The 13,409-nt window shown below is 41.4% G+C and carries 9 protein-coding genes and 1 tRNA gene; 2 read left to right on the forward strand and 8 right to left on the reverse strand.

Translation table 11 applies throughout. The features are described from left to right. Positions 1-4: 4 nt before the first annotated feature. The gene (locus QUB25_RS03020) at positions 5-1,165 is read right to left on the reverse strand and encodes a sulfate ABC transporter substrate-binding protein (RefSeq protein ID WP_333059983.1); all 1,161 of its coding nucleotides are present in this window, start codon (positions 1,163-1,165) and stop codon (positions 5-7) included. 378 nt (positions 1,166-1,543) lie between these two features. On the opposite strand from QUB25_RS03020, the gene QUB25_RS03025 reads away from it, so the two are divergent. Continuing rightward, complete coding sequence (locus QUB25_RS03025) at positions 1,544-3,700, forward strand: WD40 domain-containing protein (RefSeq protein WP_333059984.1); 2,157 nt, start codon at positions 1,544-1,546, stop codon at positions 3,698-3,700. 125 nt (positions 3,701-3,825) lie between these two features. After that, positions 3,826-3,898 (forward strand) — tRNA-Thr (locus QUB25_RS03030). Positions 3,899-4,530: 632 nt separating this feature from the next. Here QUB25_RS03030 and QUB25_RS03035 read toward each other — a convergent pair. From QUB25_RS03035 to QUB25_RS03065, 7 genes are all read right to left on the reverse strand, one after another. Beyond that, positions 4,531-5,355 (reverse strand): hypothetical protein, encoded by an 825-nt coding sequence (locus QUB25_RS03035; RefSeq protein ID WP_333181960.1) that lies wholly within the window; start codon positions 5,353-5,355, stop codon positions 4,531-4,533. 24 nt (positions 5,356-5,379) lie between these two features. Beyond that, on the reverse strand, positions 5,380-6,369 hold the full coding sequence (locus QUB25_RS03040) for a hypothetical protein (RefSeq protein WP_333181961.1): 990 nt from the start codon (positions 6,367-6,369) through the stop codon (positions 5,380-5,382). Positions 6,370-6,543: 174 nt separating this feature from the next. After that, complete coding sequence (locus QUB25_RS03045) at positions 6,544-6,978, reverse strand: hypothetical protein (RefSeq protein ID WP_333181962.1); 435 nt, start codon at positions 6,976-6,978, stop codon at positions 6,544-6,546. Positions 6,979-7,340: 362 nt separating this feature from the next. Next, positions 7,341-8,474, reverse strand: a complete 1,134-nt coding sequence (locus QUB25_RS03050; RefSeq protein ID WP_333181963.1) for a virulence-associated E family protein — start codon at positions 8,472-8,474, stop codon at positions 7,341-7,343. A 324-nt stretch (positions 8,475-8,798) separates the two neighbouring features. Then, entirely contained in the window at positions 8,799-9,989 is a 1,191-nt protein-coding gene (locus QUB25_RS03055) for a tyrosine-type recombinase/integrase (RefSeq protein ID WP_333181964.1), read from the reverse strand. 320 nt (positions 9,990-10,309) lie between these two features. Then, complete coding sequence (locus QUB25_RS03060; protein ID WP_333181965.1) at positions 10,310-12,199, reverse strand: aminopeptidase P family protein; 1,890 nt, start codon at positions 12,197-12,199, stop codon at positions 10,310-10,312. A 16-nt stretch (positions 12,200-12,215) separates the two neighbouring features. Beyond that, on the reverse strand, positions 12,216-13,385 hold the full coding sequence (locus QUB25_RS03065) for a pyridoxal phosphate-dependent aminotransferase (protein ID WP_333181980.1): 1,170 nt from the start codon (positions 13,383-13,385) through the stop codon (positions 12,216-12,218). Positions 13,386-13,409 lie beyond the last annotated feature (24 nt).

Raw genomic sequence — 13,409 nt, forward strand, 5'->3', positions numbered from 1 at the left:
TTTTTTACTGTTTAATTGAACCTTGGATTTTGTCAAAAACAGCTCCGTCATCGAAGAATTTCTGCTGAATATCTCCCCAACCTCCTAAGTCTTGAGCTGTAAATAGGGTTTTGATGGGGGCATATTTTTTGACAAATTCTGGTTCTGCGGCTACTGTCGCATCTACTGGGCGGAAGCCTACTTTGGCAAATTCTCGCTGAGCTTCTGGGGTGTAGAGAAATTTGACAAATGCTTCGGCGACTTCGCGAGTACCGTGTTTATCAACGTTTTTATCGACAATGGCAATCGGATTGTCGATCGAAACATTGACTTCGGGAATACTATAAGTCGGTTTTTCGCCTTTCTCACCTGCCAGAAGAATCTCGTTTTCGTAGTTAATTAAGGCGTCGCCTTGCCCTTGTTTGAAAAATACATCAGTGGCTTCGCGGGCATCTTTAGTCAGAATCGGGACGTTTTTGTAGACTTTAGTAGTCAAGTCTAATGCTTTGGTTTCGTCTCCTCCGGTTTTAACAACCGAGCCCCAAAGTGCGAGGAAATTCCAACGGGCAACGCCTGATGTTTTGGGATCGGCAGTAATCACTTTTACTCCGTCTTTGCTTAAATCTTCCCAGGTTGTGATGCCTTTGGGATTGCCTTCGCGGGTAACTATTGCTCCTACCGATTTGCTGACTATGCCTTCGTTGGGAACTTCTTTTTCCCACCCAGGTTGAATTAGTCCGGCTTTTTCGATTTTTGCGGTGTCGAGGGCGAGGGCTAGGTGTACGATGTCTGCTTCTAAACCATCAATTACGGCCCGAGTTTGCGAACCGGAACCGCCGTAGCTTTGGTTGAAGGTGACGGTTTGACCTTTTTCTTTTTGCCACTGTTCTACAAATTTGGGAATTATCGCTTCGTGGGCGGCTTTGGTGACGGCGAAGGATACTAGGGTTAATTCTACGTTGCCTTTGTTGGCTGCTGGGCTAGCACCGCCTGGAGTAGTACCTCCTGGAGTGGCTGCGGGGTTGTTGGTGGTTCCCTGGCCGCAGGATGCAACGGCCAGACTTAATGTTATTCCGACTAAAAATAGGGACACAAATCTTTTCAGGGCAGTAAATGATTGATTTGTGCTGGCTGATGACTGTTGTCGCCAGCGAAGGTGTTGATTTAGGCGTTGCCACGGACTCATTATATTTGTTCCTCTAGAGAAAGTACGGTTATTGGGTCGGAATACCGTAATTATGGTTGTGAAGTACGATTATAGACAAGAGCGAGTCAAAAGGCAACAAAAAAAAAGAATTGGAGGAACTCAGGGTCGATCGCATATTCTGATGTCTTTTCCCTCGGTGCTTTCGATCCAGATTTGGGGTAAAATGTAAAGCGTATAAATACTATTATTGAGTTAAGGTGCTAAGCTGGCGCGGCTGTACGATACGCCTGCACGATACGCCTTACATATACCATCGGCCGATCGCCCAAATCTAATAGCCCTGCCAAGAGTCCCCGCCCCAGCGAGATATGCCTGACTCGCGCGATCGCCCTTAAGTAAGAAAAAGTTTTAACTGGTATGTCCTTACCCCGCCCAGTCTCAGACACCCTAATTGAACTGTTGAAGCCTGTAGCCTCTGAATTGGGAGAAAGATTGGGAGCAAGCGCTGTCAACGAACGGTATGCAGAAATTGAGCCGTCTGGTTCTTCAGCTTTGAACCAGCAAATCAAAAAAGACCCGCGCTGGATTAAAGCCCAAGTGCGATATTTGCAGCGGCAGCAGGCCAGAGAACAAGAATTAATCGCGATCGCCGGCGCAGAAGAAAGGGTAAAGGAAGAACGGGCTAATCGAATTAAGGCACAAGAAGTAAGAGATAAGCGGGCAATTAGCCGACTTTGCCGCGACTTAATGCGGGAGTTTCAATCAGAAGCAATTCGAGTTAAGCTGAGCGAAATTCAAACTATTTGGGACAGGGACAACTGGTTTTCTAATTTGAGCAGGCAGGAAACTGAACAGATTTTGCAGCAGCAACAGCACCGATTGCTGCTGTTAGTTGCTCCCGCAAAAATTAGCGAAGATTGCCCCGATTCGTTTCGCCACAATCTGAATATCGAGCTGCCGGCTAAGTTAAGAGCTTTTTTGAACCAGCACTACCCCCCCCATGGAGAGTTGTGCCCGGTTCAGTTTTACGGAGACTATTTCAAAAAATCGATTTCTGATATTGATGTGGAGCGGTTGCAGACGGTGTTGTCTCCCGTACCGACAGCTATACTGTACAGCGATATCAGCGATTATGAAGTTAATTTTCATGTTGGTTTTTGGGGAGTAATCAATCAGAGCGTTTCTCTGGTGGCGATGCAGCCTTGGAATTGGGAAGAGGTTTATAACCAGTTGGAGGCGGAGGGGAAAGATAAAAAGCTGAGCCTGCGGATTATTCGGCAAATAATTGTGACTATTCACAAGTTATTGGCAGCTTTTTTAGCGGATTTGTATTATTTAAATATCGATTTTACTCACGAACCTGAGTTATTTAAATTAGAGGCGGAATTTGCTCAGGAATGGTTTTCTAAAGATTGGGCTCAACCGTATATTGAAACTCTTAAAGAAATTCAGGAGCAGCAGCGAATAGTCTATAAGGGAGAGATGCGGCGGCTGGCGCTGCGAGAGGCGAAAGCTAGGGCGGAACGGCAGCGTTTGGAGGAGGCTGAACTCAAACGCAGAGAGGAAGCTGAGGCGGCAGCTAAGCGGGTGAAGGAATTAGCTCACAAATTAAAACATCAGAAATGGCGGTGTGTATATACGCTGCCAGGACATTCATCGTTTGTGAATTCTCTGGCGATTAGCCCTGACGGCAAAATTTTGGCTAGCGGTAGTTGGGATAAAACTATTAAGATTTGGAATTTAGAAACAGCGGAATTAATTGGCACTCTGACGGGACATTCCGATCGCGTAAATTCGGTTGCTATTAGCTATGATGGAAAAATGTTGGTCAGTGGCAGTTCGGACGAAACAATTAAGTTCTGGAATTTACACAGCGGCGATTTGCTGTGTACTTTTCCCGGACATTCTATGGAGGTGAATTCGGTGGCGATTAACCCGAAACGCCTGGTAATTGCTAGCTGCGGCGGGGCTGATAATACGATTAAGCTGTGGAATTTGCGGAGTGGTGAGTTGCTGCGGACTTTGAGGGGCCATTCTGACAATGTGAATGCGGTGGTTTTTAGCCCGGACGGTAAAATATTGGCGAGTGGCAGTTCGGATGCGACGAGCAAGGTTTGGGATGTGGAAACTGGCAAGTTGCTGCGGACTCTTTCGGGGTTGAATGTTGGGGTGAATTCTGTGGCGATCGCCCCAGACGGTCAGATTCTTGCTAGCGTCAGCAATGATTATACGATTAAGCTGCGGAATTTGCACACGGGCAGTTTGTTGCGGATTTTAAATACTAATTCTGGAAGGGGAAAGGGTGAAACGAATTTAGGAACGAATGAGGCGGTGCATATTTTGCAGAATTATGTGAGTCGGGGCGAGTCGGTTGCTATCAGTCGGGACGGTTTGACTTTGGCTAGTGGGTGCGATGATAATACGATTAATATTTGGAATTTGCAGACGGGGGAGTTGTTGACCAGTCTTAAGGGACATTCGGGTACGGTGTACTCGGTGGCGATCGCGCCTTCGGGCAATTTGCTCGCCAGCGGCAGTGCGGATCAGACGATTAAGATTTGGCGCTGCGATTAGTTAATTGGCAGTGGGCAGACAATTTCGGTTTTGCCCTTACGGGGAGGGGTTTTGAGCGAATTTGAAAAAAAAATGGCTGGGGGGGTTGCGCTGATGACTATAAGTTTGCTATATTAAGTTTCACTGCTGGTGTAACTCAGTTGGTAGAGTAGCTGATTTGTAATCAGCCTGTCGCAGGTTCAAATCCTGTCACCAGCTTTATAGCTCAAACCAAGGTTAGATAAAACTTCTAGCCTTCTGCTCATTTCTAGGTATGAAGTGGGTCTAGTACCACAATACCTGTTTCATACCCAACTAAGGTCTTAAAGCTAGGCTTTATAAGTAAATCAAAATTATTTAGATAGAAAGATAATTACTGCCTAATAATTATACTTACCTAGACCCTAAGCTGTCACATCTCACTCTACCCCTCTTAAATCGAGTTTTAAGGCTCCTCTACACAATAAATGTAGATTCATACCCAGAGGTGCTTTATCCCTCCATGTAGCTCAATCTAGAGGCGTATAATATGATTTGCTTTAGTTATAGAACCTTGATTTTGCATTGAAATAAATTATGTAATAGAAGCACATAGCGAAAGCGGGTTACTCTAACCTCAACCATTTAGCTATCGTCTCTACTCTGTTCCTATAGATTCTCATATTTCTTATATACTTTCCTATATCACTTTTTACATATAAAGTCCTATCTTAGTAGTGTATATATACCTGTTTTATTTGTTTACATCTACTAAATTTCATTCTTTTTACTGACTTAAGTCAAAGAAGGTTGAATGCTTTTAGTAGAAAGAGCTAGGGTAGATTACCACATCATACCCTAACTAATTGTTTCTAGCTTGCCTCTATTTGTTCTGATATTGACAGAGCCTCATGTAATGCAGATAGGTGCTTTAATACATCGGCACTCACTTTAGATTCCCATTTACTGTCTACTTTTTCAAGCGCTGCATATAGGGTAGCTATTGACATCTGCAACCAACCTTCAATACTTCCCTGCTTTGTTTTCCGTACTAGATTGATTGCTGACTCGATTGCTAATTTATCCTTTAAATCTTCAGCATCTTTCAAGATTTTATCAGCCTGTAACTGCTTAGCTGATTGATCCTTTAGCAATAAATCAATTAGCTGTACCTTTATTCGATGACTCCATCTTTCCACACCTGACTCATAAAAGTGATGTGGGGTTAGCACTACCCCATTCTCACACCTAAAACCGATCGACAATCTTGACAGTTGGTAGAATACATCAATCAAGTCCCTCCAAACTAAAGTGTCTAAATGTGGTTGTTCATCTAGTAGATTGTGAACTACTAACATTAACTTACCCGGATCGGGCTTATGGAAGAGTTGCCCCCCTAACTTTATTTTTTCATCCTTGCTTTTTTGCCAGTGTTTCCAGTTCTTAGTTATTAACTCAAGTAGCTGAGCAACGTTGTGCTGATCGTAGGTTTGCAGTGTTTGCAAGTTAATCAATTGTCCTTTACCCACCTCTGATTCAGAAGTAAAGGGACGAGAGAACTTTTTAAAGGTTTCAATTACTTGATTGATTGACTTAGCAGTAGAACCAAATCCACAAATATCTGCTACTGAGGTAGGCATTGATACTTTGTTTTTGCCCGTAAATCTTGCCGGATTAGCAGCTAGAAACTTTTGCACTATTTTTTCAAGTTGGCTTTTAGCTTACCGCACTAATTGCCAATCGGCACTCGTACATCTTAATAGACTGTAGAACTCACTATCTCCGACATATTGGATCGATGTAGATACTTTAGTAGAAACCTTGCCCGCTCTTGTGTCCTTTGATATCTGACTTGTAATATCTAAAAGCTGTCTACTTTGTAACATCCCTTCATAGTATATCTCAATGTAAATTTCTCTCTCTTGCTTGATAATTAACTCCACGTTTTCAAATTTAAAGATACTTAGTAGATAATCCCGGACTTCTTCAAAGCTAGGAAAATTAATAGGAAACTGTTTTTCCAAGCGAGCGGGAACCCTCTTAAGCCATTTCATAACCGTAGATACCTCTGATTGCCCTCTAGCTCTTTCACTCCCCCACATACGCATAAAGCTGTATGTTAATTTGTTAGCCTCCAATTCTTGAATAAAGGAAACATCTGCTAACGTGTGACTCCTATAGTAGTTATCCGTATACAAGGAATTATACTTAAACTCTGCTTTGTCTAAATATTTCCTGATTACTACAGTAGATTCTCGCAACCTCTCTGGATTTAACTTTTTCCCTTGTACTACCTGAATTAATAGGTTTTCTAGGCTAGCAATAAGCTTTAGACTATTTACCTTGTTTTGATTTTTGAGTCTGTCAATTTCCCTATGCAGATAAGCAATAGCTTGATTCTGACTGAGATTACCTACTACATACCTCGCAAGGTCATACTCTGGCACTTTAACCGGAAGTCCTATTAACTTCCATTCCTTACCTGATGGTTCTAAGCAAGCTAATAAAGGAGTAGTACCAACTACCGACCTAAATATTACAGTTCCCTGTGCTACTTTTGCACCGTCCAACTTAATAGGCTTAGGTCTTTGCCGCTCTACCAATTCTTTTGGTCGTTTATATTCTTTTTCCCAATCAGCAAAACTTATTATTTCAATGATTTTAGAGCAAACTTCCTCGAAATCCTTATTAAGAGCTATCTCCTTATTCAACAAAACAACTACATAATAAAGGAGATATCTCAAAACCTCTTCACTAGCAGGAACGCACAAGTAATCAAGTAAATTTAAAAGAACTCTACTATTTTCATCAGATAATAACTCATTGTTTTGATACAGAGAGACTGCGAGATTTTTAACATATTTTCTGCTGATTTTTCTCTTAAATCACCTTAGCCACGCCTCGATATTAATGTTATATTCAGCAACTAACCTTTTACCCTCCTCTATTTGTTGACGAAGAAGCTGAGAAGATGAGATTTTTTGATATTGGATTATCGCTCGTTCAATAATCCCTTTAAATTTAATCTGGAACTTTTCTAAGCTTTGTTCTCTACTTTCTGAATCAGTGTCTTGGTTACTGGTATTGGTATTGTTTTTTGTTTTCCACTCACAACCTTTGCCTGTATCCTTGAAATGAGAGAAGTGAGAAACTCTCTCTCCTCTACCTGGCTTAAAAAAGATAAGTTCTCTACATTTACCACAAGTAAGACCTAGCTTTTTATAGGATTCATAGTTTAGCGTATCATCATCAGGTGTAAATTCTTTATCTAAAAACATAGATATGGCAAAAGGAATAGATACTTCTGATTCTGCTTTCATAAAGCTTAATCCCCTTGTTTTTGGTAATTATCATTATGAATTTAACAGTAGTCCTCGGCATATACTGTGACTTAAATCACCTAATTGTCTGAAAGCCTAAAATTCTATAGCAATAGTTTTAGCTATTTATCAGTAGGTAATTTTATCCTGACAAGTGTAACTATGTAACTATGTAACTGTAACTCAACTAACTTTAACACCATTGGATATTTATTTTCTCCGGGTCTATCAATTAACTAGATTGACCGATCGCTCTAAACGATTAGTTAAAATTTTACAGTTACACGGTTACACAGTTACAAAATAGCTGAACCCCTTTATATATCAAGGATTCAGCGTGTAACTCAACCGTAACGGAGCGATTACCTAGTTACAGGCACGGGTACTTGCCAGTATCTACCCGACTTACCGTTGACCCTGCTAGTTTGAGTGGGTTTTTCTAAGCCTAAACCTGTCAGAATATTAGTAATCCTTTCTTCATCTTTTCTAGTCCAAGACTTAGGTTCTTTTCCTATGGCCTGTGTTAAGACATCGCTCAAAACAAAAGGCTTTTCTTGTTTCTCTACCCAATCAGCTACTATATCTTCCCACATATCATTTGCTTCATATTTTTTATTTACGGCATTAAGCATTTCTTGCTCAGTTTCATTTAAGTAGATAAAATAATTATCTTTATAGGCTTTAACAGCACTAGCCCAAATCAAATCTCTATTTTCTTTTACCCAGTCAATATCTATTTTCTCGTTTATATCTAAGCACCAAAATCTTCTATTACCTGTAGGATCAACTAAAAACTTATCTTTATTCGTTGTACCTACCAGAATAAACTGTCGAGGGATTGTAATCGGTTTACTATCATAAGGCTTGCGATAGGTGTCGCTTGTTTTCGTAATAAACCCCTTTAATTTACTTAAGAGATAAGGTGTAAGACTATCTTCACACTCTCCTAGCTCAATAATCCACTTACTATTGCAAACCATCTGTTCATCTTTGCTATAAGCTTGCAAAGTCATAGAAGTAAATAAGTCCTCTCCTGCTAATGCTTTGAAGAAAGAAGTCTTATAAAACCCTTGAGAACCTTTAAGTATAAGTACAGTATCAAATTGACAACCCGGCTGAAATACTCTAGCTACTGCACCTACTAAAGTCTTCGGTAAAAAGACTCCTTCTAAGGCATCAGGGTCAATATGTAGGACTTTCTCATTAAGCTCTCTAAAAACATCTTTGTAGTCTATATCTGGGAACTTAGACTCGCATTCACTTAAGTAATCCTCTAAGGGAGAGAAGAGATTTTTACTAGCGTAGATGTGGGCTAGTTCATAGATATACTTATCATTTTTTAGGACTGTATTATGGTGGAGAGAAACTTGATACCTAAACTTAGGTAAGTCAAATAGTTCTCCATCCAAGTAAATATCCTTGGTGACTTTGTTAAGCTTTAACCGATCAGCAAAGTTATTAGCAATAATTGCTTTGGTTCCTTGGTAGTTCGTCATATTAAAAAATCGTCAAAAATAGAGAGAAAATGATCATATAAACACCCCGAAAATGTTCTAACGGAGATTGCCATAGCAAAATCGCTAGAAACCGAGAATCTCTAAGTTCTTGCTTGTAAGACAAGAAAATAAGAGACTCCTAAATTGTCAAGGTTCAGTGTTTACCTATTACTCATTATATAAAGTCGTTAATTGAATCGACCGAATAATCAAGGTCAAAATAACCGTAATATCATGTTCGGTTTACCGTACCAACGCACATCAATGAAAAGGATAGAAGTTTTTCGCCTCTATCCTCTTGATTTTCTGTTTTATTTACGAGACTTACAACTCAGGTAAGGTTAAATCCTTCTTAGCTGCTAGGTAATGGTCTAGAATAACTTGAGGACTATTGCCTACCAGTGCTGCTACGGTAGATGGATCATAACCATCCCGAATTAAGCGAGTGATGAATGAGTGCCGAAGATTATAACAGGGTAGGTATTGGCTAATTTTTCCAGACTGGTACAGTTTGATTACTACAGGACGCCATTGCCGATTGAGAAAATTATCTTGATTCAGATATCCTCCCTCTACACTAGGAAAGACTAGATTATTTTCATTTTGACGTTTAGGAATGCGTCTTAAGAGGCTAAGAAGTTGGTCATTGCAAGGGAAAATTCGAGTATTGTAGGTTTTAGTATCCTTTAACTCTCCCTTTGAGTAGGCTTTGCTAACCACTATCACAGTCCTCCCATTTCTTTCTTTGATATCATTCCAATTGAGAGCTATTGCTTCCTCTGGTCGGAAACCTGTTAAAGCTAGAAACTCTACATAACCAGAGTAGTAGGAATGAGAGTAAGCACTAGCAGGTGAACAGAATTCATTACTTGAGAATGACTGAATAATGCTTTTAACTTCTTCAGGCTCAAAGCATTCTTTAGAACGTTTGCTTTTTTGTCCTTTAGGCAGTTGCTTTTTGAAATTTTGATAGGGATTATCACTGATTAACTTAGTTTCAACAGACCAGTTGCAGGCAGCATTGATGTTAGCAATTGCTTTTTTTAGGGTACTTGAACTGTAATGCTCCAATAACTCCTGCAATAGTAAGTGAGGATTGTCAAGGTCAAGAGCTTCACTGGAGACTTTAGTTAAGCACCTCTCTACTTCTTTCCAGTCTTTTTTTTGAGTAGTCTTAGCTACTCGCTGTACATTCGCTTCCTTGTAATGTTCCCAAACATCAGCTAGATTAAGCTTAGTTACCCGTTGTACTGGTGCTAGTGCTTGTGCGTGTTTAGGGGAATATTTCGCTAGACTCTCATCGAAGCGTTCCATTAGGATATCGCTATTGATTTCTTGAGCCTTAGCACTGGCTACCTTGAGAGTAGTATCAGTGTCAGCTTTACCCACTGTTATCACGTAACGTTTACCATTAAACCGCCAGCGAATACGATAGCTACCTTGGAATCGCTCTACCGACACCTTACCGTACTTAGCTACTACACCATCTTTAGTGTTATCCTGGTTGATGAACATGATTTTGGGTATGGGTAAATTTCATACCCGCCTCATACCCAGTTTCTTGGACAGAGGGTATCTAGTAAAGCTTCCAGGCGTTGGTTTACCTCAAAAGTAGTTAAAGCTACCTGATTTGTAATCAGCCTGTCGCAGGTTCAAATCCTGTCACCAGCTTTATAGCAGTTTTAAATCGGATTAAATACAGTAGGGACACGGCAGTGCCGTGTCCCTCTCTGATATGTGCTATTTTGTACCTTTGGGGCGGGCTCGCGTGCCCACCCCACAAGAGTTTCCCGAAAAATAGTTGCACCAGTTAAATGTGCGACAAATTACAAGGCTTAACCTAACGCAGCGCAGGCTTTTTTCAACCATTCAATTGCTGCTGCATCAAGTACGGGTTCCAGTTTCTTGACTACCGAAGCGTGATAATTATTCAACCATGCGAGTTGAGTCTTTGACAGCCGATCGACATTTATCAATTTGCGCTCAAACGGAATATACGTCAGCGATTCAAATCCGTACCAAACCGAACCGTTTTTTGAGGGCATTTCCCTGACAACATAGAGATTTTCGATGCGAATTCCGCCCCATCCGGGTTCGTAATATCCAGGTTCGATGCTAGTTACCATTCCGGCTTCTAGGGGATATTGTACCGATTTGCTGATGCCGTTTGGCCCTTCGTGACCGGCTAAAAACGCGCCGACTCCGTGCCCGGTGCCATGTCCGTAGTCTAGCTGTTCTTGCCATAATACCGCACGGGCGATCGCATCTAATTGCGCTCCCGTTGTTCCTTTGGGAAATTGCTGCATTGCACAGTTGATGTGCGCGATTAAAACTGTGGTGTAGTGTTCTATTTGTAGGGCCGTCGGTTCTCCTACACTTATTGTTCTCGTATCGTCGGTTGTACCTGCTAAATATTGCGCGCCTGAGTCAAGCAGCAGCAATTCTCCGGGTTTTAAGGTGACTTCTGGGCTGGGGGTTCCGTAATGTACGATCGAGCTATTGGCTCCCGCACCTGCGATCGTTCTAAAAGTTAAAGTCTGAAAATCTGTTTCTTCCTGGTAAAATCTTTCGATGCTTTCTTTAACATCAAACTCGGTCAAGACATTACCATTTTCTAGTTGTTCAGTCAACCATTTTAAAGTCAAAGTTTTCGCTCGACTTGCTTTGAAATTGGCTGATTTCATCTGCTCGATTTCAACCGGATTTTTGCGAGCTTTCATCCCTTCTACCGGATGCGTCTCAAAAACTATTTCGATGTTGTATAATTGCGCTTCTTGATGGTTTAATATTAACTGGTACGTGCCTGCTGTGCTGTGTTTCGGGTCTAAAAGTACCCGAACTTTATGTGGCAAGTTTACGCAAGTTTCTAATGTATGCGGATAGTCTGCGTAGGGAAGCAAAGTTACATCCGCCCGCAATTGTTGCTTGATTTCTAGTGAAATTCGTTCGGTATTTGTAAACAAAAATGCTGAATCTGTGGTGACAATGGCATAGGATATGAAAATGGGAATGTGGGGAATATCCGAGCCTCGGAGGTTGAACAGCCACGCTATTTGATTGAGGTTGGTAATCGGAAGCACATCGATGTTGGCTTTTTGCATCGCTTCCCTGACTCTGGCTAATTTTTCGGCGGCGGTTTCTCCTGTCAGGGATGCAGGTAAGCTAAATATGGGTTCTGCATCAATCGCGGGTAAAGTCTGTGCTGTTTGCCAAGGAGTTTGCGATCGCACTTTGTCTGTCAAATTCTCCCGGATTGGTATGAGTTCAATCTCTGCATTCGCGAATTTTTTCACCCAATTTTGATATTGCTCTGTCGCTACAGTAAACGGGTCAAAACCCAGGCGAATTTTAGTTGATTTTTCTGCCGATTCTACCGCCAGTTTTTCTAAAGTTTCAATTAAGGTTAAATTTCCTTCTAAGCCGAGTTTCGATATTTGAATAATTCCAGTATCGACTTGCAATTCGGCTTGTTCGTAATAGCGGGAATCCACAAACAACCAAGCGGCATCTTTACCAACCAACAAATCACCAGCGGAACCCGTAAAACCGCACATCCAAGCTCGCCGCTGCTTGGCTGCAGGAACTGATAAATTTAAGTGTTCGTCAACCGCTGGGATGTAATAGCAATCTAATTCATAATCTGCCATCCAATCGCGCAAGTCTGCCAGTCTTGCAGCGGAGGTATCTTGGATATTTGTATTTGCTTTTAAATTAGTGGCAACCATGTTTAATATTCCTATTTTACTTGTTTAAAATTCTCTTCAAACCTTTAACTAATCTCCTAATACCTGCGGTGGCGGTTGCTTTCTCCAAAGCACCGTAAGCAACGCGCAAATAGCAGCCGCTATCCATGCCGAATGTTGTACCGGGAAGCACTGCTACGTGATATTCGCGAATTAATTTTTCTACTAATTCCATTGTATCGATTTCAGTATCAACTTTCAAGAAAAAGTAGAATGCTCCGCAGGCAGGGGAAATTGTACACAAGTTTTGGATGGTATTGAGTTCGTCTAATACGAGTTGTCGCACAGATGCGATCGCCCTTACATAATTATCGCAGTAACCTCTACCAACTTGCAAGGCTCCCAAGGCTGCATACTGAGAAATTACTGGGGGACAAATTAAGATGGTATCTTGAATCTTTCTCACAGAAACGAGCAAGTGTTCTGGGATTACCATATACCCGATCCGCCAACTCGCAAAACCGTAGGCTTTGGAGAGGCTAAATAGAGAAATTGTATGTTCGCTGCTGTGGGGAAAAGCGGCGGGCGAACAGTGTTTGACGCCGTTATAAGTAAAATATTCGTAAGCTTCATCGCTGATGTGATAGATGTTGTGCTGGCGACAAATCTCGTTAACTTCCCGCAGTGCTTCGGAAGGATAAACAACACCAGTTGGATTATTTGGGGAAATGGTAACTATGGCTCGCGTTTTGTCTGTAATTGCTTTTTTAATAGCATCGATATTAAGTTGATATTTGGCGTCAGTTTCTACTATCACAGGTCGGCAACTTGCCATAATTGCCGCCATTTCGTGGTTGAAGTAATAAGGTGATTGGATAATCACTTCGTCTCCCGCCGAAGTGATAGCGAGAATGGCGTTGGTAAATCCCATATTGCTGCCTGCAGTAACGACAATACAGTTTTTGCTGTTAATTTCTATGTCGTTATCTGTTTTAAGTTTGGCTGCGATAGCATCTTGTAATTGTGGAATTCCTTCCACGGCTTTGTATTTGTGATTGTCGGTATTTGCGAAGAATTCGGGAATTCGGTCAAATGATTCTTGTGGCGGATTGTAGTAAACTACGCCTTGTCCTAAGGATATCGTTCCCGGATTTTGGCGGATCAGTTCGCCAACTACTGGAATTATTGGCGACTGTACCGATTGCATTCGAGTCGGGTGATTTTTCATCATATATTATAGGTAATTGTAGGG

The organism is Microcoleus sp. B3-D7 (assembly GCF_036705305.1).
In the GTDB taxonomy this organism is placed as follows: Bacteria; Cyanobacteriota; Cyanobacteriia; order Cyanobacteriales; family Microcoleaceae; genus Microcoleus.